Annotated in this window: 21 protein-coding genes; 6 read left to right on the forward strand and 15 right to left on the reverse strand. The window is 69.0% G+C overall.

The genetic code is table 11. The features are described from left to right. Nucleotides 1-143: 143 nt before the first annotated feature. The 11 genes from GV790_RS13180 to ftsH form a co-directional block, all read right to left on the reverse strand. Nucleotides 144-938, reverse strand: a complete 795-nt coding sequence (locus GV790_RS13180; RefSeq protein WP_163813640.1) for a type III pantothenate kinase — start codon at nucleotides 936-938, stop codon at nucleotides 144-146. A 28-nt stretch (nucleotides 939-966) separates the two neighbouring features. Continuing rightward, the gene (gene panD, locus GV790_RS13185) at nucleotides 967-1,386 is read right to left on the reverse strand and encodes an aspartate 1-decarboxylase (protein ID WP_014348711.1); all 420 of its coding nucleotides are present in this window, start codon (nucleotides 1,384-1,386) and stop codon (nucleotides 967-969) included. 13 nt (nucleotides 1,387-1,399) lie between these two features. Further along, a complete protein-coding gene (panC, locus tag GV790_RS13190) occupies nucleotides 1,400-2,329 on the reverse strand; it encodes a pantoate--beta-alanine ligase (protein ID WP_163813641.1) in 930 nt (309 codons plus the stop codon). After that, on the reverse strand, nucleotides 2,326-3,258 hold the full coding sequence (locus GV790_RS13195) for a Rossmann-like and DUF2520 domain-containing protein (RefSeq protein WP_163813642.1): 933 nt from the start codon (nucleotides 3,256-3,258) through the stop codon (nucleotides 2,326-2,328). Before GV790_RS13195 ends, panC begins: the two co-directional genes overlap by 4 nt. Nucleotides 3,259-3,389: 131 nt before the next feature. Further along, on the reverse strand, nucleotides 3,390-4,604 hold the full coding sequence (locus GV790_RS13200) for a DUF6779 domain-containing protein (protein ID WP_163813643.1): 1,215 nt from the start codon (nucleotides 4,602-4,604) through the stop codon (nucleotides 3,390-3,392). A gap of 70 nt (nucleotides 4,605-4,674) precedes the next feature. Next, nucleotides 4,675-5,145, reverse strand: coding sequence for a DUF3180 domain-containing protein (locus tag GV790_RS13205; RefSeq protein WP_163813710.1), 471 nt, complete (start codon nucleotides 5,143-5,145; stop codon nucleotides 4,675-4,677). Beyond that, nucleotides 5,142-5,681, reverse strand: coding sequence for a 2-amino-4-hydroxy-6-hydroxymethyldihydropteridine diphosphokinase (gene folK, locus GV790_RS13210; protein WP_163813644.1), 540 nt, complete (start codon nucleotides 5,679-5,681; stop codon nucleotides 5,142-5,144). The genes GV790_RS13205 and folK overlap by 4 nt, the downstream gene beginning before the upstream one ends. Then, nucleotides 5,678-6,085: a dihydroneopterin aldolase gene (folB, locus tag GV790_RS13215; RefSeq protein WP_163813645.1), complete on the reverse strand. Its 408-nt coding sequence runs from the start codon at nucleotides 6,083-6,085 to the stop codon at nucleotides 5,678-5,680. The genes folK and folB overlap by 4 nt, the downstream gene beginning before the upstream one ends. Continuing rightward, nucleotides 6,082-6,903: a dihydropteroate synthase gene (gene folP, locus GV790_RS13220; RefSeq protein WP_163813711.1), complete on the reverse strand. Its 822-nt coding sequence runs from the start codon at nucleotides 6,901-6,903 to the stop codon at nucleotides 6,082-6,084. The genes folB and folP overlap by 4 nt, the downstream gene beginning before the upstream one ends. A gap of 53 nt (nucleotides 6,904-6,956) precedes the next feature. Continuing rightward, complete coding sequence (gene folE / locus GV790_RS13225; protein WP_280210473.1) at nucleotides 6,957-7,601, reverse strand: GTP cyclohydrolase I FolE; 645 nt, start codon at nucleotides 7,599-7,601, stop codon at nucleotides 6,957-6,959. A gap of 111 nt (nucleotides 7,602-7,712) precedes the next feature. Continuing rightward, on the reverse strand, nucleotides 7,713-10,097 hold the full coding sequence (gene ftsH, locus GV790_RS13230; protein WP_163813646.1) for an ATP-dependent zinc metalloprotease FtsH: 2,385 nt from the start codon (nucleotides 10,095-10,097) through the stop codon (nucleotides 7,713-7,715). A gap of 290 nt (nucleotides 10,098-10,387) precedes the next feature. On the opposite strand from ftsH, the gene GV790_RS13235 reads away from it, so the two are divergent. Further along, nucleotides 10,388-11,332 carry a hypothetical protein gene (locus GV790_RS13235; protein ID WP_163813647.1) on the forward strand — a complete coding sequence of 315 codons (945 nt, stop codon included), beginning with the start codon at nucleotides 10,388-10,390 and terminating at the stop codon, nucleotides 11,330-11,332. A gap of 49 nt (nucleotides 11,333-11,381) precedes the next feature. Here the strand turns inward: GV790_RS13235 and GV790_RS13240 are convergent, their stop codons facing one another. After that, nucleotides 11,382-12,197, reverse strand: coding sequence for a DUF1266 domain-containing protein (locus GV790_RS13240; protein ID WP_163813648.1), 816 nt, complete (start codon nucleotides 12,195-12,197; stop codon nucleotides 11,382-11,384). Nucleotides 12,198-12,317: 120 nt separating this feature from the next. Here GV790_RS13240 and GV790_RS13245 point away from each other — a divergent pair, with 120 nt between their 5' ends. Next, nucleotides 12,318-12,578 (forward strand): DUF2277 domain-containing protein, encoded by a 261-nt coding sequence (locus GV790_RS13245; RefSeq protein WP_163813649.1) that lies wholly within the window; start codon nucleotides 12,318-12,320, stop codon nucleotides 12,576-12,578. A gap of 18 nt (nucleotides 12,579-12,596) precedes the next feature. On the opposite strand, the gene GV790_RS13250 is transcribed toward GV790_RS13245, so the two are convergent. After that, entirely contained in the window at nucleotides 12,597-13,922 is a 1,326-nt protein-coding gene (locus GV790_RS13250; protein WP_163813650.1) for a PucR family transcriptional regulator, read from the reverse strand. A 164-nt stretch (nucleotides 13,923-14,086) separates the two neighbouring features. Between GV790_RS13250 and GV790_RS13255 the strand changes: the two genes are divergently transcribed. The 3 genes from GV790_RS13255 to GV790_RS13265 all read left to right on the forward strand — a co-directional run bounded on the left by GV790_RS13255 (nucleotide 14,087) and on the right by GV790_RS13265 (nucleotide 17,835). Continuing rightward, on the forward strand, nucleotides 14,087-15,691 hold the full coding sequence (locus tag GV790_RS13255; RefSeq protein WP_163813651.1) for an aldehyde dehydrogenase family protein: 1,605 nt from the start codon (nucleotides 14,087-14,089) through the stop codon (nucleotides 15,689-15,691). After that, nucleotides 15,692-16,525, forward strand: a complete 834-nt coding sequence (locus GV790_RS13260) for an SDR family oxidoreductase (protein WP_163813652.1) — start codon at nucleotides 15,692-15,694, stop codon at nucleotides 16,523-16,525. It abuts the gene before it with no gap. A gap of 425 nt (nucleotides 16,526-16,950) precedes the next feature. Next, nucleotides 16,951-17,835, forward strand: coding sequence for a LysR family transcriptional regulator (locus GV790_RS13265; protein WP_163813653.1), 885 nt, complete (start codon nucleotides 16,951-16,953; stop codon nucleotides 17,833-17,835). A 15-nt stretch (nucleotides 17,836-17,850) separates the two neighbouring features. Here GV790_RS13265 and GV790_RS13270 read toward each other — a convergent pair whose 3' ends face one another. Beyond that, the gene (locus GV790_RS13270; protein ID WP_178127851.1) at nucleotides 17,851-19,254 is read right to left on the reverse strand and encodes an amidase; all 1,404 of its coding nucleotides are present in this window, start codon (nucleotides 19,252-19,254) and stop codon (nucleotides 17,851-17,853) included. A gap of 226 nt (nucleotides 19,255-19,480) precedes the next feature. On the opposite strand from GV790_RS13270, the gene GV790_RS13275 reads away from it, so the two are divergent. After that, nucleotides 19,481-21,529: a serine/threonine-protein kinase gene (locus GV790_RS13275; RefSeq protein WP_163813654.1), complete on the forward strand. Its 2,049-nt coding sequence runs from the start codon at nucleotides 19,481-19,483 to the stop codon at nucleotides 21,527-21,529. A gap of 1 nt (nucleotide 21,530) precedes the next feature. On the opposite strand, the gene hpt is transcribed toward GV790_RS13275, so the two are convergent. Beyond that, nucleotides 21,531-22,091, reverse strand: coding sequence for a hypoxanthine phosphoribosyltransferase (hpt, locus tag GV790_RS13280; protein WP_163813655.1), 561 nt, complete (start codon nucleotides 22,089-22,091; stop codon nucleotides 21,531-21,533). Nucleotides 22,092-22,164 lie beyond the last annotated feature (73 nt).

Here is a 22,164-nt window from a genome sequence, read left to right on the forward strand (position 1 = left end):
ACGGTCGAGGACTTTACGAATGCCTCGAACGGTCGAGGCAGGTCAGCCTCGACAACACTCCTGGGTGCTCACGCGGAAATACACGTCGATGAGTGTAGCAGCCACCTCGGCGCACTGCCGATGACCTGCCCCACAGTCGCTGCTCACGCGCGCCGGTTGCGTTGGTTGCGCTCGTAGACCAGGCGCAGACCGGTCAGCGTCAGCCGGGGTTCGTGATGTTCGATGGTCTCCGATTCCGGCACGATCAGCGGTGCGCCCGCTCCCGTGGCCACCACCGCGACGTCATCGCCCGCGAAGGCCTCCACGTCATCGCGGATCCGGTCGACCAGGCCGTCCACCAGGCCGGCGAAGCCGAACACCGCACCGGACTGAATGCACTCCACGGTGTTCTTGCCGACCACCGACCGCGGCCGTGCCAGCTCGACCCGGCGCAGCGCCGCCCGTTCGATGAGTGCCTCGGTGGAGATCTCCACCCCGGGGGCGAGCACCCCACCGAGGAACTCACCCTTGGCCGAGACCAGATCGACGCAGGTCGACACCCCGAAATCGATGACGATGGCCGCGGTGGCGAACTTGTCGTAGGCGGCGAGACTGTTCACGATACGGTCCGCGCCGACCTCCTTCGGATTGTCGACCAGCAATGGAATGCCGGTCCGCACACCGGGTTCCACCACCACATGCGGTACGTGATTCCAGTACCGGTCCAGCATCAGCCGCAGTTCCCGCAGCACCGGCGGCACGGTGGACAACGCCGCGACGCCGACCACCTCGTCCAGATGCGCACCGACCAGCCCGCGCACCTGCATGGCGAATTCGTCGGCGGTCAGCAACGGGTTGGTGTGGATGCGCCAGTGCCGCGCCAGTTTCGCGTGCGCGCCGCTGCCGGAGAACAGCCCGAGCTCGATGCTGGTGGTGCGGACGTCGATGGTCAGCAGCATGTGCCGATCCTCTGCTCCCCCGCGCCCGTCAGACGAACGACAGGTCGCGCGGTGTGAGCAGGCCCGAGCCCTCGGGGGCGTGCGCCGGGTCGGAACCGAGATCGACCGGGCGGTTGCGGTCGTCGACGAAGACCACCTTCGGCGAGTACTCCTTCAGCTCCTGCTCGTCCATCATCCCGTAGGCGATCAGGATGACCAGATCGCCGGGGTGCACGAGATGGGCTGCGGCGCCGTTGATTCCGATGACACCCGAACCGCGCTCACCGGCGATCACATAGGTCTCGAGGCGGGCGCCGTTGTCGATGTCGACGATGCAGACCTGCTCGCCTTCGAGCAGATCGGCGGCGTCGAGCAGATCCTGGTCCACCGTCACCGAGCCGACGTAGTGCAGATCGGCGTGGGTCACCGTGGCGCGGTGGATCTTCGACTTCATCATGGTGCGCAACATCGTCGTCGCCTTCCTATACCGATACCTGGGCGGGCGGGGTGCTTGGATTGGGGTGGCCGTCGATCGTCGCGCCGAGAACCACCGGCATGTTGTCGATGAGCCGGGTGGCGCCGACCTTGGCCGCGATCAGCAACCGGGCATTCCCGGAGGCGGGGGCGACATCGAGGTTCGACGAACGAAGTTCGAGATAGTCCAGGTCGAGGCCGGGCACGGCGTCGAGGACGGCGCGGGCCGCGGCGAGCACCGATTCGGGACCGGCCCCGCCGGCGCGGGCGCCCGCCACCAGGGCAGCCGACAGCGCCGTCGCGGTGTCGCGCTGCTGCGGATCGAGGTAGCGGTTGCGCGAGGACAGCGCCAATCCGTCCGCCTCGCGCACGGTCGGCACGGCGACGATGGAGACATCGAAATTCAGGTCGCGCACCATCTGGCGGATCAGCGTGAGCTGCTGATAATCCTTCTCGCCGAAGAACGCCTCGTTCGGCTTGGCGATCTGCAGCAGCTTGGCCACCACGGTCAGCATGCCGGCGAAATGCGTGGGACGGGTGCCGCCCTCGAGTTCGGCGCCGAGCGGACCGGGATGAACAGTGGTGCGCGGGCCGTCCGGATACATCTCCGCCACACTCGGCGCGAAGACGATGTCGACGCCCTCGGCGCGCAGCAATTCCACGTCGGCGTCGAGGGTGCGCGGGTATTTGTCCAGATCCTCGCCCGCACCGAATTGCAGCGGGTTGACGAAGATCGAGACGATCACGACCGTGTTGGTCCGCTTGGCGCGACGCACCAGCTCGAGATGCCCTTCGTGCAGCGCGCCCATCGTCGGCACGAGACCGACCGTGCGGCCGACGCCACGCAGCGCCTTCGACACCGCCGCGACCACCGACGGGTCGTGCAGCACATTCACTTCGCCGGGCCTATAAGCGTCACGAAGTTTCGGATCCATCATCGACGCTCCTCCAGCAGTTCGATCAGGGCGGCATCGGAATCGACCCGCTCGGCGGTGCGCAACGACAGCGCACGGTAGCTCGCGGCCAGCCGCGCGTCGAGCGCGTCGAGCGCTCGCAGGTGCGCGCCGACCGCGTCGGCGTCGCCCCTGGCCACCGGGCCGGTCAGCGCGGACTGGCCGCGGCGCAGGGCATTGTCGAGGGCGGCCGAGGCCAGCGGGGCGAGCAGCCGTTCGGCCAGGCCACCGGGCGCGTCGTCGACCACCTGCTGGCCGAGCAGACCGGGGCCGTCCAGCGCGGCGCGCAACGCGGCGACCGCGTCGACGATGACCGTGACCAGGTGATTGCTACCGTGCGCGAGCGCGGCGTGATAGAGCGTGCGGTGTTCCTCGGCGACCCGCACCGGTTCCCCGCCCATCTCGATCACCAAAGACTGCGCGATGGCGTAACCGATCTCGTCCGCGGCGGTGATGCCGAAACACGCATTGGCCAGCCGGGCCAGATCCTCGTCGTGGCCGGTGAAGGTCATGGCCGGATGAATGGCCAGCGGACGAGCGCCGAGTTCGGTCAGCGGAGCGAGCACGCCGACGCCGTTCGCGCCGGAGGTGTGCGCCACGAGCGTGCCGGGACGCACCACGCCGGCGGAAGCGAGTCCGCGGATCAGGCCGGCGAGTTCGCTGTCGGGCACGGCGAGGATCAGCAGCTCGCTGCTGGCGGCGACCTCTTCCACCGGCAGAATCCTGGATTCGGGCAGCCGGGTGCGCGCACGATGCACCGAGGCGTCGGAGATCGCGGACACACCGAACACCACATGTCCGGCGCGTTCCAACGCGACGCCGAAGGCCGAACCCACGCGTCCCGCCGAGACGATTCCTACCGTCAGTCGTGCGGGCGCGGGATCGGGTCCCGACGCGGCGTTGCCAGAATTCACGCTTGGCGAGGTCAACAGTGTCCTCTCGGATGTCGTTCCAGTCCCGCTCGGCGGGTACCAGACGTTACGTCACGAGAATATGGGCAAGCCCCGCCATGCGCCATGGCCGGGCCCCGTGATCTACACCGCAGTCAGCTCGACCGGTTGCTCTGCTCGGATTGCAGATTCGCCATGATCTCGGCCACCGACAGCCGCTTGGACGACGCGTCGCCCGACTCCGATTCGGCCCGCCTGCGCCGCCGTGAACTGGCCGAACCGAAGGTCGGGCCGGATTGCGCGGTGCGCGTGGGCGCTGCTGCCGGGGTGGCCGAGCCGTTGGTCGGCGCCGGATCGTCCTTCGATGCGGACGTGGCGGCCGTGGAGCTCTCCGCGGCACTGGAGCCCGCGGCCCGCGTGGCGGGGTCGGCCGTTTCCGGCTCCGGCGATGTGTCCGATGATGCCGACCATGCCGGAAGCCGCTGGGCTGACGAACCCGAGGTGTCCGGTGCGGGCGGTCCGACGATGTCCTGACCGTGGAACTCGGCGGGAGCGGGCGGTCCCACCAATGTCGACTCGCCGGATGCCTGCGCGGCCGTCCACGGCGCGGCGCTGTCGTCGGGCTCGGCCGGGGTCTCGGCGAACGCATCGGCCCAGCCGGTTGTCGCGCCGAACGGGTCGGCAGCGGTGCCGTTCGCCGTGGTAGCGGGGCCGTCCTCGTGGTCGAGGGTGATGATCGAGGTCTCGGCGGTCACCGGATCGTCGAAGGGGCTGGCGAAGACCGGCGGCTGCGGATGATCGGTGTCGTAGACGGGGGTCACCGAATCGCGGGGCAGCTGCGGCCCGGCCCAGCCGTCGGCATTCGACGAGTTAACGTTCGCCGAACCGGCCGGTCGGCCGGTGAGTTCTTGGACGCGCACGGCGTCGGCGTGCAGCGCGGGGCGATCCATCGGGAGATCACCGTCGAACAGCCGCTGCAGACTCTGCCGCAGCACCGTCAGCTCGGCCCGCAGCGCGGCCATCTCGGCGGCGTCGGCACCCACTTCCTGGCGCACCCGCGCCTCCACGCCGAGCTCGTATTCGCGCCGCGCCGAGATCTCGCGATCGAGCTGCAGTTCATAGACCTTCTGCAGGTCACGAACCTTCGCCTTGTCGACGGTCGACTCCTTGCGGTACTTGGTCGCCGCGAGGGCGCCGAGCACCGCCGCCCAGAGCGCCGCGACCAAGCCGATCCGAATAAATTGCACGCTATCGCTGAAAATCAGGAAAATACTGGCAACCAGGCCGAGCAGAATCAGTGCACCGATGAACAATTTTCCCGCATAGTCCCGCCGTCGGGGGGAGCTGCTGGTACGGGAGGGTGAAACCATGCCCGCCAGGGTAGCTCGGATGACCGCGGCGGCCCAGGTTCCGGGGTGGTGATTCACCCGACCATGTTAGCTAGGTGGTAGCTGGATCGTCGGTCGGATCGTCGGGCGCGCGGCAGCAATATTCGAGCCACAGCGCCGCCGCCACCAACGCCGCCGCCGCACCGAGCCCGATCAACGCCCCCGGCACATCGGCGTCGGCCGCGCGCAGATCGCCGCGCTGCGGAAACACCCAGACGAGGAAGCCAAGCCATACCCCGGCCGCCAGCGAGCCCACCTGCGCCGAAGCCTTGGCCAGCGCCACCGCCCTGGCCGCGGTGATCGGATGCAGTTGATGCGGCCCGTCACCGATGCGATGCTCGTTGACCCTGGCGCGGATGATGAACCCGAGTGCCACCTCGATCGCGGCCACCGGATACAACGAGGCTCCGGCGAAGCTGGAGATCGGCGGGAAGCTGCCGTAGGCGATGCGGGTGGCCGCCCAGGCCAGCGCCGCGGCGATCAGCAGGTTCGCGGTGAGATCAAGGGCGCGCGTGGGTTTCAGCTGCTGCACTGGCCTGCTCCCCCGCGCGTCAAGGTCAGGTCGGTGCGGTGCACGCCGTCACGTTCGGCGGCCTCGAGCCCGGCCAGCAGATCGCGCACCCGGCACATCCGGCCGTCCACGTCGAGTTCGGCGTCCGGCTCCACCGCGAGCCACGGCACCAGCACGAACGCCCGGCGGTGAGCCTGCGGATGCGGCAGCGTGAGCTCGGGATCGTCGCTGCGACAGGGCCGCCCGGCTTCGGCGCACCACACCACGTCGACGTCCAGCGTCCGCGCACCCCACCGGATTTCGCGCACGCGATCGGCCGCCTGCTCCAATTCCTGCCCGCGGCGCAACCAATCGATGCAGCCGAAGGCCGGATCCTCCACCACCACAACGGCATTGAGGTAATCGTCTTGTTCGACCCCGCCCCACGGCGCGGTCGAATACACCGGTGACACCGCGACCACCCGGGGACCGAGCCCGTCGATCACGCTGCGCAGATAGCCGAGCCGGTCACCGAGGTTGGAACCGATGGACAGGACCGCGCGACTCATCCGGCCGCCCTTTCCCGGCTGGTGACCACCCGGACGTCGGCGAAGGCGTGCGGGATCGGCGCGGACGGTTTGTGCACGACCACTTCGACCGCGTCGATCCGCGGATCGCCCGCCAGCACCGCATCGGCGATCTCGGCGACCACGGTCTCGATCAGATCGCGTGGCGGGCCGGCGACGATGCTCACCGCCAGATCGGCCAGCGCGCCGTAGTCGACGGTGTCGACCAGATCATCGGAGGCCGCCGCGGCGGTGAAATCGACCCATACCGTCAGGTCGACCACGAACTCCTGGCCGTCGCGTTTCTCATGGTCGAACACGCCGTGATGGCCGAAGACGCGCAGCCCGCGCAGCTCGATGCGATCACGCGCACGCCGCGACGGCGCCCCGCCTGCGGGCTCGTTCACCGCACCACTCCCGTCGCGGCCGCCGCGCGCTGCCAGGCATCGGTGACCGCGATGGCGTCGAGGGAGGCGCGCACATCGTGCACCCGCACACCCCAGGCGCCGTGCAGGGCGGCCAGCGCCGAGATGGTGGCCGTCGCGGTCTCGCGGCCGTCGGGCGGGCGCGGGCCGGACTCGTCGGCGAGCAGCGAGCCCAGAAAACGCTTACGCGAGGCGCCGATCAGCACGGGGAATCCATCGGCCACGAACTGCGGCAGCGCACCGAGCAGGGCCCAATTGTGTGCGGCGTTCTTGGCGAAACCGAGGCCGGGATCCAGGATCAGCCGGGCGGGATCCACCCCGGCGGCAACGGCGCGGCGCACCTGGGTGTCCAGTTCGGCGCGCACCTCGGCGACCACGTCGTCGTAGTGGTCGGCGGGACCGGTGTGCCGGTAGTCGGCGTCGGCCCGCCAATGCATGAGGATCCACGGAACATCCGCACCGGCCACGAACTTCACCATGTCGGCGTCGGCGCGGCCACCGGAGACATCGTTGACCACCGAGGCCCCCGCCGCGATGGCCGCCTCGGCGACCCGGGCACGCATGGTGTCGACGCTGACCGGCACACCGGCGGCGACGAGGCCGCGGATCACCGGGACCACCCGCCCCGATTCGGTCTCGGCGTCGACCCGGATCGCCCCCGGCCTGGTCGACTCGCCACCGACGTCGATGATGTCGGCGCCGGCTTCGAACAGTTCGATACCGTGCCGCACGGCCAGTTCGGGATCGAGGTAGCGGCCGCCGTCGGAGAACGAATCGGCGGTCACGTTCACCACGCCCATCACCACGCAGGAACGTCCGGCGCGCGGCCGGACCCCTGGCTGCGGTGCGTGGCTCACTTGCGCAGAATCAGATCGAGCGCCTCGGCGCGCGAGGCGGCGTTGGTCTGCAACAGCCCGCGCACCGCCGACGTGGTGGTGCTCGCGCCCGGTTTGCGGATGCCGCGCATGGCCATGCACAGATGCTCGGCCTCCACCACCACGATCGCACCGCGCGGATCCAGCTTGCGCATGACGGCGTCGGCGATCTGGCTGGTCAGCCGCTCCTGCACCTGCGGACGCTTGGCGTACAGGTCGACCAGCCGGGCCAGCTTGGACAGGCCGGTCACCCGGCCGTGCGTGCCGGGGATGTAGCCGACGTGCGCCACACCGTGGAACGAGACCAGGTGGTGTTCGCAGGTGGAGTACAGCGGAATGTCGCGCACCAGCACCAGCTCCTGGTGCTCCTCGTCGAAGGTCGTATTGAGCACGGCGTCCGGCTCGAGGTAGAGCCCGGCGAACATCTCCCGGTACGCCCTGGCCACGCGGGCCGGGGTGTCGATCAGGCCGGGCCGGTCCGGGTCCTCGCCGACGGCGATCAGCAGCTCCCGGATCGCGGCCTCGGCGCGCGGCTGATCGAAGGGCTTGCCCGTGTGCAGCGCGATGAGCTCGGAATCGCTCAATTCCGGGCCCGGGTCATCGAGCACCGGCCGAGCGGACACGGTGGGAGCTTGGCCGTTGCTGTGATCGTTGGCCGACAATCGAGGACACCTCCAAATCTCAGGGTGCGGGCGCAGCGCCCGGCCCCGAGGATCGAGCGTAATCGGCGCTGGTCAACCCCTGCCGTTCGGTCCGTCCCAGTCCCGATTGCCGCCCTCGGGACCGGGGTTGTCGGGGTACGTGCCCCGATCGTCGTAACCGCCGCGGTCGTCGTAACCGCGTTCGGGCTGGTAGCCGTGCCTGGGCCGGCCCTCGCCGGGCTCGGGCCAGGCACCGAAACCACGGTCGCCGGACTGCTCCTGCGGCTCGTCACGCGGTGGCCAGCCGGGCGCCGACCAGCCGGCGGGAGCGCCGTAATCGGGACGCGAACCGTGCGTGGGGCCGGGGCGCTGATAGCCGGGGTGCTGCGGCATCGGATAGCCGGCCGGCGGCTGGGCCGGGCGGCCGTGCTGCGGTTGCGGCTGGTAGCCGCCCGCGGGCGGGTACCCGTTGGCCGGCGCGGGCTCGCGGGCAGCGGTCGCCGCGGCGGGCAGCGACGGCGCCACCGGCTCCGGCGGCCACGGCTCGCCGCGCTCGGCGGCCAGCTCGCCCGGGGTCTTGACCGGCGGCTTGTCCGAGGGCACGCGATCGCCGAAATCGTTGAACGCGGTGATCCGCGGCCGCTTCTCGACCGCGGCGAGGATCTGCTCGAGATCCTTGCGGTGCAGCGTCTCGCGTTCGAGCAGCGCGGTGGCCAGATCGTCGAGGACATCGCGGTAATCGTTGAGGATCGACCACGCCTCGGTGTGCGCGGCCTCGATCAGGTTGCGCACCTCCTCGTCGATGGCGCCCGCGACCTCGTGCGAGTAATCCGAGGCCTGGCCCATCGAGCGGCCGAGGAACGGATCGCCCGCCTCCTGGCCGTAGCGCACCGCGCCGAGGCGCGCGCTCATGCCGTATTCGGTGACCATCGCGCGGGCGATCTTGGTGGCCTGATCGATATCGGAGGACGCGCCCGTGGTCGGCTCGTGGAACACCAGCTCCTCGGCCGCACGGCCGCCCATCGCCATCACCAGGCGGGCGATCATCTCCGAGCGGGTCATCAGGCCCTTGTCGTCCTCCGGCACCGTCATCGCGTGACCGCCGGTGCGGCCGCGGGCCAGGATGGTGACCTTGTAGACCGGCTCGATATCGGGCATCGCCCAGGCCGCGAGGGTATGGCCGCCCTCGTGGTAGGCGGTGATCTTCTTCTCGTGCTCGCTGATGATGCGGCTCTTGCGGCGCGGACCGCCGATCACCCGGTCGACCGATTCCTCGAGCGATTCACCGGTGATCATCGAGCCGTTCTCGCGGGCGGTGAGCAGCGCGGCCTCGTTGATGACGTTGGCCAGATCGGCGCCGGACATACCGACGGTGCGCTTGGCCAGCCCGTCCAGATCGGCATCCGGGGAGATCGGCTTGCCCTGCGAATGCACCCGCAGGATGGCGCGACGGCCGGCCAGGTCGGGGTTGCCGACCGGGATCTGGCGGTCGAAGCGGCCCGGGCGCAGCAGCGCCGGGTCGAGGATGTCGGGCCGGTTGGTGGCCGCGATCAGGATGATGCCGGTGCGATCGCCGAAGCCGTCCATCTCGACCAGCAGCTGGTTGAGGGTCTGCTCGCGCTCGTCGTGGCCACCGCCGAGGCCCGCGCCGCGCTGACGGCCGACCGCGTCGATCTCGTCGACGAAGATGATGCACGGGCTGTTCTGCTTGGCCTGCTCGAACAGGTCGCGCACGCGGGAGGCGCCGACACCGACGAACATCTCGACGAAGTCGGAACCGGAGATGGTGAAGAACGGCACCCCGGCCTCGCCCGCGACCGCGCGCGCCAGCAGCGTCTTACCGGTGCCGGGCGGGCCGTAGAGCAGCACGCCCTTGGGGATCTTCGCGCCGAGCGCCTGGTAGCGCACCGGGTTCTGCAGGAAGTCTTTGATCTCGTAGAGCTCTTCGACGGCCTCGTCGGCGCCGGCCACATCGGCGAAGGTGGTCTTCGGCATGTCCTTGGACAGCTGTTTGGCCTTCGATTTCCCGAAGCCCATCATGCCGCCGCGACCACCGCCCTGCATCCGCGACATCACGAAGATGAACAGGCCGAGCAGAATGATCATCGGCAGCACGAACAGCAGGATCTGGGTGAGCCAGCTGTCCTGTTTGACCACCGTGTTGTACGGGGCGCCGGACTTCTGCACCGCGTCGAAGATCTGCGCGGCGGTCTGGCTGCCACCCGGGTACTTGGCGATGATCTTGGTCTCGCCGCTGGTGGCCTCGTTGCCGTTGTTCAGCTCGATCCGCAGCTGCTGCTCACGGTCGTCGATCTGAACGTTCTTGACGTTGCCCTGTTCCTGGAGCTGGCTCAACGCCACCGAGGTGTCGACGTTCTTCCAGCCGCGCGTGTCGTTGCCGAAATAGCTGAACAGATAGATCACGAGCAGAATGCCCGAGACTATCGCCAGGGTGCGAAACACAGTCTTGCGGTTCATAGAGCGTCGGCCGGGCGGCCAGTCCTTTCCGGTGTCTCCGGTTTTTGCCTAGCGATGCGAACGGATGCGGACATGCCACGTTACCGCGTACGGTCTATCCGATACATCGCGCAGTTCGGCCGGTGATGGGAGTTCAACAGGTAAACGGCCGGACAACGCCCGTGGTTCCCGATCTCTCCGGCCTGGTTTGTGCCGAGTGGTCACAATCATGGCATGTTCGGCCTATCGTGAGCGACGGCACAGTGCGGTGCCCCGCCGAGAGCACCCCAACCACATTGAGCGCAGGGGGTATGGACATAGTCGAGCTACGGACACCCACAGCGATAGTGCGCCACGGCCGGGGGCGGCTGATCGTCCTACGACCCGGCACCGACGGCGAGCGCGTGCTCGACGTCCCGGTGACCGACCTGCTCAAGGTCCGCCTGAACCGGCGCGCCGACGACGCGGTCGTCATCGAGATCTACCTCCGATATCCCACCCCCGTCCTCACCGGTGTGCCCGCGGACCGCACGCCGCTGCCGGTGTTGATCGCCGAGCACGACGTGCCCGCCGCGGTCGAGATCGTCGACCGGATCAACGATCAGATCCTGGATTTCCAGCGCATCGATGTCGCGGCGCCGGATCTGACCCCGCCGGCTCCGGAATGGAATTCCGGCGGCCCCGTCCGCGCCGATGTGGAGCGCGCGGTGCGCCGGATGGCGCCGCGCAAGGAAGCGAAATCCGCGATCAACGCCCTGCACCGGCTGGCCTCGGCCGATGAATACGTGCTGGAAACGGCGCTGGCCGTCGCCCATCCCCCGGCCGGGCACGGTCAGGGGCTACTGGCCGCCACCACCCAGCGATTGCTGTTCATCTCCCTCGGCAACGGCGAGCGGTACGCCCACGAACTGGCCATCGCCGCCATCATGTGGGCGCGCAGCACCGACGGCACGGCGAGCGCGCCGGGCGAGATCGGTACCCTGCGCACCGATACCGGCATCGACGTGCACGACGGCAATCAGACGCTGCATTTCACCGGGCTCGATCGGGCCGACACCCAACGCGTCACCTGCGCGGTGAACTTCGCGATCCGGCTGGAATCGGCCGACGGCGTGGCCGGGCCCGCCGATCCCGGCACCGCCCAGCTGTACGCGGAGTGGGAGCTGCTGGTGGAGCGGCATTCGCTCGGCATGGTCGACGACACGCAATTCCAGCGGTACGGGCGCGGCATCCTGCGGTCGCTGCCCGGGGTGTAGCCAGCCGATCGCACGCGGGCCCGAATGCGATCGGGCCCGCGGCGATGCCTCAGTTCAGGCCGATGCGCCGCCACGGGCTCGTCGGGCGGGTCCACAACCGCAGCAGCTCCATCCTGCGGTCGACGCCGCCGTCCTTGAGCACGGCCAGATCCTCGGTGGCCTGCCAGTAGGTCCAGCCGGTCAGGTAGGCATCGCCGAATTGCCGCCAGTTGCGGTAGCGCCGCCGCGCCAGCGGCAGGGCCCGCGCCAGGTAGCTCCAGGCGATATCGGCGTCCAGATAGCCCGCGGTGAACGCCATCCGCGCGACCGCGACCACCCGCGCCAGATCCCAGGCGTAGATATCGCCGGGCAGCGGGCGCGAAAGATGCTCGGTGAAACCGATCTTGATGGCCTGGGACCAGATGTCGTAATCGCGGACCAGCGCCTCCGGATTGTCCATCCCCCGAAACGATCCGACCTGACGCAGGAAGGCGCGGTGCCGGTCGGCGCGCTCCCCGAAACGGTCGCGTTCACTGGCATTGATGGATGCCATCACCAGTGGATGCACCAGCGCGTACAGCGGCGCGTGCATGCCGTCGAGCAGCTGTTCCATCGATGCGCGCGCCTCGGTGCCGTCGGTGATGCCCCAGGCGCCGGTGAGGGTGTCGATGGCCAGTTCGCGGCGATCGCCGAGTGGGTGCTCGCGCTCGGGGCCGAGCAGCAGCTCGTCGTGGAAGGCGTCCCAGCGGGCGGAATAGAACGCACCGAGGGCCAGCGCGCGCAGTTGATCGTCGGTGATCTGCGCACCGGACCAGTGGTCGTCCTCGCGCTGATCGAGCTCCTCGTACGGGAATGTTGTCAACGTCGGTAGACCGCGGGCAGGCATAGGGCGAGTCTAGGTGCCCGGGACCTCTCGGTGGCCGGTTCACCGAGCGCGTTCAAAGGTTTTTCACATCTTCGAATTCTTGGCCTGCCGAGCGCGGCGCCGGAGGGCTAATGTGCATTCATGTGTAGAAACATCACCGTCTTGCGTGGTCTGGAGCCTGCCGCTACCGAGCAGGAAATCTATGCCGCCGCATTGCAATACGTGCGCAAGGTCGGTGGCTTGACCGGCCTGAGCTCCACCACCAAACCGGCGGTCGACAAGGCCGTCGCCGCGATCGCCGCCGCGACCACCCAATTACTCGCCGAACTACCCGACCGCCGGGTGCCGCCGAGCACCGAACCGCCGCTGCGCCGCATCGCCGCCCGCGAAGCCCAGGCGTAGTGGTTCAGGCGTAGTGGCTCAGGCGTTGTCGCCGGGTAGTACGTCCTGACCGTAGGCGGCGACGCAGGCGAGGGCGGTCTGCAACGGCAGCGCGCGCTCGTCGATGCGATGGCCGAGTAGTTCCTCGATCCGCTGGATCCGATAGCGGACGGTGTTCTTGTGTACACCGAGTAGTTTCGCCGCGGCCTCCGGGCTGTGCTGGCTGCGCAGGTACGCGCGCAGCGTCTCGCGCAGCCGGGCCGAGCCCGCGTCGCGGCGGGCCAGTGCCCGCAACTCGCGCGCGATCAGCGCGCGCATGGCCGTCTCGTCGACGCCGGCCAGATACGCGATCTCCACCTCGCGGTAGGCCGTGATCCTCGGCCCGTTCGCCGGGCCGCGTTCGGCGACGTGGCGGGCCGCCATCGCCTCGTCATGGCTGCGCCGGAAACCGGCCACTCGCTCGCCCGGGACCCCGAGCGCGATCCGCACCGGCGCCTCGACCAGGTGCGCGAGCCCGTCCACTTCCGTGATCCGGTCCGGCGCACCGTCCAGCCCGATCCAGGCCCACATCCCGCTCGCGCCCGAGGCGACAGTGAGCACGCGGTTGCTGCCGAGCTCGGCGGCCAGCCTGGCACAGACCCGATCGAGCACACCGCTCATCTCGCTGTCGGCGCCGGCTTCGGCGGGCTCGTCGGCCCACAGCACCACACCGAGATGCTGCTGGTTGAGCCGGTAGCCGAGCCGGGTCGAGGCCTGCTCGAGATCGACGTCGTCGCCGGCCAGCAGGGCCCGCACGGTTTCGGTGCGGCGATTGAGGGCAGCGCGCAGGACGCGTTCGCGCTCCTCGAGATAGGTCTCGGTCAGCGTCTCCACCGATGCGCCCACCCATTGCGTGGCCCGCTCGAACATCCGCATCATCACCACGCGTTCGATCGGATAGGGCGTGCGCCGCTGGTCCAGCGCCTCGGTGAAGTAATCGAGCACCGCGGCCAGTCCCGCGTGGTAGGTGCGCAGCAGCATCTTCAGCTCGAATCCGCGGCGGGCGAGCGTTTTGGCGAAGGCGTGCGCCTCGTGCGGCAGCACCGGCTCGATCGTGTCGCTGGTGAGCCCGCTCAGCACCACCCTGGCATGGGCGCGGGTGCTGGCCGCGAGATCGCGGCGCATATCCCGGTCGGCGAGTTCGGGGATGCGGGCGACGATGGCGTTGTCGAGCCGGGCGACCACCTGATCCAGGGTTTCGCTGCGCAACGTCTCGTAGACGAATTCGGCCAGCCAGTACCGGACCTGCTCATTGGTCGGAGCCGGACCACCGGCGGCGGGCTGTTCGAGCGGGACCGGGCCAGCGGGCGGAACCGGGTTCGTCATCGGCCACCTCATGAACTTCGAGTTGTATCGAGAGCACAAAACCCTCTCGCCTCGCTTGACAAACGAAGCCAAGAATGTCGGCGTCGATTGTGCCACGATCATAGTTCGTGAGCTGCTTCACAGCAGCTGAGCACAGCCAGAGCCACGACGTAGTGGGAGAGACCGTGACCGACACCGAATCCGCCCGACCGACGAAACGAACGACGACGCGCAAGAAACCGGCCGCGCCCGGCGTGATCGAGGTGCGCAATCCGGCCACCGGCGAGGTCGTCGGCACAGTGCCCGAGGTCTCGGCCGACGATGTCGCCGCCAAGGTCCGTGAGCTGCGCCTGTACCAGCCGGAGTGGGAGGCCATCGGCCCCGAGGGCCGCAAGGAATGGTTGCTGAAGCTGCAGGACTGGCTCATCGACAACACCGAGCACCTGGCCGACGTACTGCAATCGGAGACCGGCAAGCCGCGGGTGGACGCGCTCATCGACCCCGCCTTCTCGGTCGATCTGACCGGCTACTACGCCCGGCGCGCGGCGAAGTTCCTCGCCGATGAGAACCCGTCACCGCACAGCCCGCTGGCGCGCACCAAGAAGCTGACGGTCGCGTTCAAGCCGTATCCGGTGGTCGGCGTGATCACGCCGTGGAACTTCCCGCTGGCCATGCCGGTGGTCGACGTCATCCCCGCGCTCGCCGCCGGCGCCGCGGTGATCCTCAAGCCCTCCGAGGTGACCCCGCTTTCGGCGGTCGAGCTGGCACGCGGCTGGGCCGAGATCGGCGCGCCGCCCGTCCTCGCAGTGGTGACCGGAGCGGGCGCGACCGGTGCCGCGGTGGTGGACAACGCCGACTACATCCAGTTCACCGGTTCCACGGCCACCGGCCGCAAGATCGCCGCGGCCTGCGTCGAGCGGCTGATCCCCTACAGCCTCGAACTCGGCGGGAAGGATCCGGCCATCGTGCTGGCCGACGCCGATATCGATCGGGCCGCGCACGGCATCGCCTTCGGCGGCATGTTCAACGCGGGCCAGGTGTGCATCTCGGTGGAGCGGGTCTACGTCGAGGCGCCGGTCTACGACGAATTCGTCGCCAAACTCACCGCCGATGTCGCCGCACTGCGCCAGGGCATCGATGGCCGCACGCCGAATCACGACGTGGGCGCGCTGGCCAACGAGAACCAGGTGAACATCGTGCAGCGGCATGTGGACGAGGCCGTCGCGGCCGGCGCGAAGGTGACCACGGGCGGCAAACGCACCGGGGTCGGCACCTTCTTCGAGCCCACGGTGCTCGTCGACGTCGACCACTCGATGTCGTGCGTCGCCGAGGAGACCTTCGGCCCGACGCTGCCGGTCATGAAGGTGGCCGACGAAGCCGAAGCGATCCGGCTGGCCAACGACTCCATCTACGGCCTGTCCGCCTCGGTGTGGACCGGCGACAAAGATCGTGGTGAGCGGGTGGCGCGGCAACTGTCGGCAGGCGCAGTGAACATCAACGATGTCTTCTCCAACATGTTCAGCTTCGCGCTGCCGATGGGCGGCTGGGAGAAGTCGGGCGTCGGCGCACGCTGGGGCGGGCCGAACGGTGTGCGCAAATACTGCCGCGCGCAGGCGATCACCAAACCGATCCTGCCCACGCAGGAAAAGGAACTGATCTGGTTCCCGTATCAGGTACCCAAGATCCTGTTCGCGCTCGGCGCGATGCGGGCGGCGGGTGCGCGCGGTCTGCGCCGGCTCGATGTGCCGGCGCTGCTGCGACTCAAGGGCGATTCGAAGGGTGCGGAGTAAATGGCAGACGCGATGAAGATTCGCGGCAAGGTCGTCGTCATCACCGGTGGCGCGCGCGGCATCGGGCTGGCGACAGCGACGGCGTTGCAGGCCCTCGGGGCCAAGATCGCCATCGGCGACATCGATGAGGTGACGGTCAAGGAGTCGGGCAGCAGCCGCGACTTCGAGGTGTACGGCCGCTTGGACGTCACCGATCCGGCCTCGTTCGAGGCCTTCCTCGACGAGGTGGAGCGCACCCTCGGCCCGATCGATGTGCTGATCAACAACGCCGGCATCATGCCCACCGGCAAGTTCGCCGACGAGCCGGATCAGGTGACCCGCCGCATCCTCGACATCAACGTCTACGGCGTGATCCTCGGTTCGAAGCTGGCGCTGGCGCGGATGCTGCCGCGGCGCAGCGGGCACATCATCAATATCGCCTCGCTGGCCGGTGAGACCCACATTCCGGGTCTGGCCACCTACAACGCCAGCAAGCACGCGGTGCTCGGATTCACCGATACGCTGCGCGAGGAGTACCGGGGCACGGGTGTCAGCTTCTCCTCGGTGCTGCCGACGTTGACCAAGACCGAACTCGGCTCCGGGGTCAGCACGCCGAAGATTCTGCGCCCGGCCGAGCCGGAGGAGATCGCCGATGCCATCGCGGAGCTGATCGCTGCGCCGAAGTCGAAGGTCAGGGTCACCGCCGTGGCCGGTGCGATCGCCCAGGTGGTCAATCTGCTGCCGGAATCCTGGGGCGATGGGCTGGCGCGGGCGCTGGGTTCCAACCGCGCCTTCCTCGATGACGTCGATACCGCGCAGCGCAAGGCCTACGAGGAACGCGCGCGCAACGTCTGAGCCGATTGTGGCGCGCGCTACGGCGCCGTGACCGTCCTCGTGACGGGCGCGGCGCCGTTTCGCGTTCTCAGCTGTGGGCGGATTTCGGCGCCCGGCAAACCTGATTGTGAGCAACATCACTGCATGTGCCCTGAGCGCCTCTCCTCGCCACGGGTCGCCGGAGCCGGAGACCCGATCAGGAACACTCGCGTACATGAAACAAGCTCTGACCTCGGCCACATCCGCCCTGGTCATCAGCCCAGGAAGACGACGCTCCAGCGTCCCGGGCCATGCATCCCGGGTACTCGCCGAATCCGATAGTGCGCAACACCATCACAGGCCATATGCTGTGACTAACAAACCTGTTGACCGTTTCGGGCCGAGATTCCGAACTTCCCGGTTTGATTAGGCTGGAAATCCGGCACCAATTCTGATAGCAATAGGCTATGGACCCGCATTTGCGCGACCTGCGGTATTTCGTCGCTGTCGCTGAGGAACTGCATTTCACCAACGCCGCACAGCGGCTGCACATCGCACAACCCACCCTCTCGCGCCAGATCCGCCAGCTGGAACGCCAGCTCGATGTGGTCCTGTTCGATCGCAATCAGCGCAGTGTGGCACTCACCGTCGCGGGCAAGGAACTGCTCGACGGCGCCCGCAAGATCCTCGAGCTCTGGGAAGTCACCAACTCCTCCCTGCAAGAGGCCGGCGAGGTGCTGCGCGTCGGCATCCAATCCACCCTCGGTCGCGGGCTGCTCAACGACCTGGAAAGCGCCAGCGGGCACCGGCTCGCCCTGCACGCCGCCTCCTGGACCGACCCGTCCAGCGGCTTGGCCGGCCGGCAGGCCGATCTGGCGCTGGTCTGGCTACCGCTACCGGATCCGAACCGGTACCGCTGGGAGGTGCTGCGCACCGAAGACCGCTGGGTGCTACTGCCGGAGAACCACCGGCTGGCCGATCAGGACACCATCGACTTCGCCGACCTGATGGACGAGCCGTTCGTGGCGCTGCCGCCCGAGGCGGGCGCGGTCCGCGATTTCTGGCTCGGCAACGACGGTCGCGGCGGGCGTCAGCCCAAGATCGGCGCCGAGGCCGCGACGCCCGAGGACAAGCTGGAGGCCGTCAGCCTCGGCCTCGGCGTATGCCTGCTCGCCGAGAACAACGTGCCGATGTACCGGTGGCCCGGTCTGACCGCCCGCCCCGTCACCGGGCTCGCCCCGTGCGAGCTGGCGGTGGCCTGGCGCGCCGACGACAACCGGCCGACCATCCTGGAATTCGCCGGCCGGGCCGCGCAGGGCGGGTTCGCCGGCAAACCCGCCCTTGCGGTCTGAACCACCGCGACCGAACTAGTCCTGCCCGGACGGCCGATCCGCGGCCGTCCGGGGCCACGGATGCTGCTGCTCCAGCTGAGCCGCCAGCCGCAGCAACGTCGACTCGCTGCCCGGCGGGCCCGCCAGCTGCGCCGCCACCGGCGTCCCGGACTCCGGATGCAGCCCCATCGGCACCGTCATCGCCGGCCACCCGACGAGATTCCACATCGGGGTGAACGGTGAATAGCGCGGGCTGTTGAGGAAATTGGTCAGCCAGCCCTTGGCATGCCAGGCCTTTGCCTGCGGCGGCGGCAGTGCCAGCGCCGGGGTGATCACCACGTCGAAGTTCTCGAAGAACTCGACCAACCTCGCCTCCACCCGTTCGACCTGCGCGGGCCGCACCAGGTTCAGCCGGACGATCAAGCGGCCGAGCGCCAGATGACGACGGGTGCGTTTCTGCAACAGCTGCGGCTGCGGCAGCTCGTCGGCCTCCGGGATCGCCAGCATCGGCCAGCGCAGCATCACCGCGGTCACCGCGTCGCCGTAGGGCAGTTTCACCGAGTCGACCGCGTGCCCGGCCGCGGCCGCCGCCGATCCGGCCGTGCGCGCGGCGGCGGTCCAATGCCGGTCCACCTTGATCAGCGGACTCGGCGCGTTGACGGCGAGCGCGACGCGCAACGGTGCCGCGGCGTCGACGTCGGCCAATTCCGGCCGCCCCGCCATCACCGACAGGGTGAGCGCCGCGTCGGCGACAGTCGTTGCCAGCACACCGTTTTCGGTCATCCCGGCCCACGAGTCCGGCCCGACCTCGGCCGGAACCACCCCGCGCCCCGGCTTGATCCCGACGACGCCGCAGCAGGCCGCCGGGATGCGCACCGAACCAAGACCGTCGTTACCGTGCGCGACCGGAACCAGCCCGGCCGCCACCGCCGCCGCGGCCCCACCCGAGGATCCGCCGCAGGTGCGCTCGGGATTCCACGGGTTGCGGGTGATGCCGTCGGGACCGTCGGTCATGCCCCACAGGCTCAGTTCCGGCACCGTGGTCAGCCCGACGACCACCGCGCCCGCCTCCCGCAGCCGGGAGACCACGGGATGGTCGGCGGTGGCCGGAGCCGGATCGGTGGCAAGCGATCCGTCCAGCACGGTCTCGCCCGTCACCGCGACATTGTGTTTGATCGCCACCGGCACACCGGCCAGCGGCAGCGCGTCCAGATCACGCTTCTCCAGTTCGGCCGCCTCCGCGCGCGCCCGCTCCGCACGCACCACGTCGAAGGCGTATACCTCGGCATTGCCCTCGTCGATCCGGGTCAGCGCGGCGTCCACCTCCGCTGTCGGCGTCGTCGATCCCTCCCGCACCCGGGCCGCGGTCGTGACGACCGGGCCGGGTGGAGTGATCGTGTCATTGCCCGCATGCGAATTCGCGGGCTCGTGTGCCCCCATCGGTGCCCTCCTGCCGTGGCCTGCCCGTCGTCGGGCCCGGCCGCGCTCATCCAGCTCGTAGCCCGACGCGACGTTGCCGAAACCGGGTGAGACACCGTTCCGGTGGACGTATCATTTCCGATTACCGGTCGCCGTCGATGGCGTCGGGTGTGGCGGAGTTTATCGGCAACCCCGTCGGCCGACCAGTGCATGTTTTACGGCATCCACCCAGCAACCCCTCGGGATCATGAGCGCCGAACCGGAAACCACCCCCGACTCCCCTCCCCCAGCGGAATCCTTTGCGGGAGCAGCCTCGCCGGACGTCGACGGCGAGGCGACCACCCAGGCCGATCAGCCGACCCGCACCACGGCCGCGCCCTTCGACATGGCCACCCAGGTCGACGCCGGGCCCGGCAGTGGTTCGGGCACCGGCCCCGGCACCGACGAGGCGCTGGACCGGATCGAGGTCGGCACCAGCATCGGCGATTTCGATCTGCTCACCGGACTCGGCAGCGGCGCCTTCGCCCGCGTCTTCCTGGCCAGGCAGCGTTCGCTGCAACGGCTGGTGGCGGTGAAGGTCTCCGCCGACCACGGCACCGAACCGCAGACGCTGGCCCAGCTCGACCACGACTACATCGTGCGGGTATTCGACCAGCAACTGCTCGAATCCGGCCGGGCACGCGGCTCCCGCCGGCTGCGGTTTCTCTACATGCAGTTCCTGCCCGGCGGCACGCTGCTCGGGGCGCTGCGCTGGGTGCGCGCCACCCCGCCCGAGGAACGCAACGGCAGGCTGCTGCTGGACGCGGTGGACACCGCAATGGAGGAAAAAGGCGAGATCCGGCCCACCGATTCCAGCGTGCGTGCCGAGATCGCCACCCTGAGCTGGCCGGAAACCGTGGCCTGGCTGGGTAGGCGGCTGGCCGAGGCGCTGGACTACGCCGCCTCGCACGGGGTGCTGCACCGCGACGTCAAACCGGCCAATGTCCTGCTCACCGCCGAGGGCGTGCCCAAGCTCGCCGATTTCAACATCAGCTTCAGCCGCAATGTGGAGGGCACCAGCCCGGTGTCGTACTTCGGCGGCTCCCTGACCTACATGTCGCCGGAACAGCTGGAGGCCTGCCATCCCGGCCGCGTACGCGGCGCGGGCGACCTCGACACCCGCGCCGACATCTACTCCCTCGGCGTGCTGCTGTGGGAGCTGCTGACCGGCGCGAAACCCTTCGACGACACCACCGCGGGCGCGGACGACCAAGGCGACGACACCACCCTCGAAGCCATGCTGGAGCGGCGCAGCACCGGCGTCGACGAGTCCGCCCTGGAGCGGCTGCCACCGGATTGCCCCGCCGCGCTGCGCCGAGTCCTGCTCACCTGCCTCGAGCCGGACCGGGACCGGCGCTGGCCCAATGGCGCGACGCTGGCCAGACAGTTCGACACCTGCCTCGATCCGAGGGCCCGCGAACTCGTGGACCCGGCCCCGGACAGCTGGCGGCTGCGGCTGCGGCCGTGGATGGTTCCGGTGCTGCTGCTCGCGCTCGGCGTGCCCAACGCGCTGGCCTCGCTGTACAACATCGAGCACAATCACCAGCTCATCGTCAGCAGGCTCTCGGAAGAGGCGCAGCGCAATTTCGTCATCATCACCGGCATCGTCAATTCGATACTTTTTCCGATGGGCATCGCGGTGGTGCTGTACCTGGCGCGGTATGTGCTGCGGGTGACGCGCGGGCTGCGCAAGGGCAAGCGCTACGACTCGGACACTCTGCGGCGCGCCAGACGCGACACGCTACGGCTGGGCGATCAGGCCGTCGCGGTCGCGTTCACGCTGTGGGTGGTTGCCGGGTTCACCTTCCCCATCGCGTTGCGGCTGACCACCGACGATCTGCCCGCGCGCGGGGTGTGGCATTTCCTCGCCTCGCAGGCGGTCTGCGGCGCCATCGCGGTCGCCTACCCGTTCTTCCTTGCCACCTTCTACCTGGTGCGTTGCGTCTATCCGATCTTCCTCCGGCACGGCGACGTCAGTTCCGAGGACGCGGGCTGGCTGCGCAACCTGGACAAACGCTGCAACGGCTACCTCGCGGTGGCCGCGTCGGTGCCGTTGCTCGCGGTGGCGGGGGTGACGTTCCTGCCGCCCACCGATATCGCGGAGGTGATCGTCGCGGTCCGGGTGCTGTGCGTGGGCGGCATCATCGCCTTCGTCGGCACCTACGTGGTGTTCCGCGCACTCGAAGCCGATCTGCGCGCCTTGGAGCGCGTGGTGTCACCGGGCGATCCGGTGACCAAACGCCTGGCGGCGGCCTAGCTCAGGATTCGCCGCCGTAGACCCTCGGATGCAGGGTGCCGATGTAGGGCAGGTCGCGGTAGCGCTCGGCGTAGTCGAGGCCGTAGCCGACGACGAATTCGTTCGGGATGTCGAAACCGACGTGTGCGACCTCGACCTGGGTGCGCAGCGCGTCGGGCTTGCGCAGCAGGGTGACCACCTCGAGCGAGGCCGGATTGCGGGTGGACAGGTTGCGCATCAGCCACGACAGGGTGAGACCGGAGTCGATGATGTCCTCGACGATCAGCACATTGCGCCCGGCGATGTCCTTGTCCAGGTCCTTCATGATGCGCACCACGCCGGAGGACGAGGTGGACGAACCGTAGGAAGACACGGCCATGAATTCCAGCTGGGTGGGGATCGGCAGCGCCTTGGCCAGATCGGTCATGAAGAAGATCGCGCCCTTGAGCACGCCGATCAGCAGCAGATCACCCTCGGGGGCGTCGGGCGGATAGCGCTTGGCGATCAGGTCGGCCAGTTCCCTGGTCTTGTCGGCAATCTGTTCCTCGGTGATCAGCACCGACGCGATGTCGTCCCCGTACACGTCCGCTGGTTCCCTTCCCTGCGTTGATCCGCGGTGCTCTTGCGGGCCGTCCGTGGTCACGCCGCATTTTCCG

It is taken from the genome of Nocardia cyriacigeorgica, from assembly GCF_010858045.1.
Taxonomy (GTDB): domain Bacteria; phylum Actinomycetota; class Actinomycetes; order Mycobacteriales; family Mycobacteriaceae; genus Nocardia; species Nocardia cyriacigeorgica_E.

Excerpts from the sequence above, each read along its gene's own strand:
- GV790_RS13235 (WP_163813647.1), top strand. The coding sequence starts at position 10,388 with ATGGACATAGTCGAGCTACGGACACCCACAGCGATAGTGCGCCACGGC.
- GV790_RS13245 (WP_163813649.1), top strand. The coding sequence starts at position 12,318 with ATGTGTAGAAACATCACCGTCTTGCGTGGTCTGGAGCCTGCCGCTACC.
- folP (WP_163813711.1), bottom strand. The coding sequence starts at position 6,903 with ATGGGCGTGGTGAACGTGACCGCCGATTCGTTCTCCGACGGCGGCCGC.
- GV790_RS13265 (WP_163813653.1), top strand. The coding sequence starts at position 16,951 with ATGGACCCGCATTTGCGCGACCTGCGGTATTTCGTCGCTGTCGCTGAG.
- ftsH (WP_163813646.1), bottom strand. The coding sequence starts at position 10,097 with ATGAACCGCAAGACTGTGTTTCGCACCCTGGCGATAGTCTCGGGCATT.
- GV790_RS13250 (WP_163813650.1), bottom strand. The coding sequence starts at position 13,922 with ATGACGAACCCGGTTCCGCCCGCTGGCCCGGTCCCGCTCGAACAGCCC.
- GV790_RS13200 (WP_163813643.1), bottom strand. The coding sequence starts at position 4,604 with ATGGTTTCACCCTCCCGTACCAGCAGCTCCCCCCGACGGCGGGACTAT.
- GV790_RS13260 (WP_163813652.1), top strand. The coding sequence starts at position 15,692 with ATGGCAGACGCGATGAAGATTCGCGGCAAGGTCGTCGTCATCACCGGT.
- panC (WP_163813641.1), bottom strand. The coding sequence starts at position 2,329 with ATGATGGATCCGAAACTTCGTGACGCTTATAGGCCCGGCGAAGTGAAT.
- GV790_RS13180 (WP_163813640.1), bottom strand. The coding sequence starts at position 938 with ATGCTGCTGACCATCGACGTCCGCACCACCAGCATCGAGCTCGGGCTG.
- folK (WP_163813644.1), bottom strand. The coding sequence starts at position 5,681 with ATGAGTCGCGCGGTCCTGTCCATCGGTTCCAACCTCGGTGACCGGCTC.
- panD (WP_014348711.1), bottom strand. The coding sequence starts at position 1,386 with ATGTTGCGCACCATGATGAAGTCGAAGATCCACCGCGCCACGGTGACC.
- GV790_RS13240 (WP_163813648.1), bottom strand. The coding sequence starts at position 12,197 with ATGCCTGCCCGCGGTCTACCGACGTTGACAACATTCCCGTACGAGGAG.
- GV790_RS13270 (WP_178127851.1), bottom strand. The coding sequence starts at position 19,254 with ATGGGGGCACACGAGCCCGCGAATTCGCATGCGGGCAATGACACGATC.
- GV790_RS13275 (WP_163813654.1), top strand. The coding sequence starts at position 19,481 with ATGAGCGCCGAACCGGAAACCACCCCCGACTCCCCTCCCCCAGCGGAA.